We start from the raw sequence: 304 nt of genomic DNA on the forward strand, positions 1-304 counted from the left end.
TTTTCACTCCCTTTATCGTTACTCATGTCAGCATTCGCACTTCTGATACCTCCAGTGTGGGTTACCCCTTCACCTTCAACGGCTTACAGAACGCTCCTCTACCGCACTAGTGCATCCCACATATAACCCCATATTGCTTCGCTCATCATCACTCGACGTGTTGATGGCTTGACCTTCTACTCGCTAAAGCTCGCAGAAGTTAGCTGATGAAATTACATCTGGTGATGCACTAGTACCCGTAGCTTCGGTGTATTGCTTAGCCCCGTTAAATCTTCCGCGCAGGCCGACTCGACTAGTGAGCTAT

1 rRNA gene is annotated in these 304 nt (G+C 48.7%); it reads right to left on the minus strand.

The window, feature by feature from the left end:
* Window positions 1–304: ribosomal RNA gene (locus tag Q0779_RS23860) — 23S ribosomal RNA — on the minus strand; the annotation flags it as partial.

Source organism: uncultured Shewanella sp. (assembly GCF_947491715.1).
Classification (GTDB): Bacteria; Pseudomonadota; Gammaproteobacteria; order Enterobacterales; family Shewanellaceae; genus Shewanella.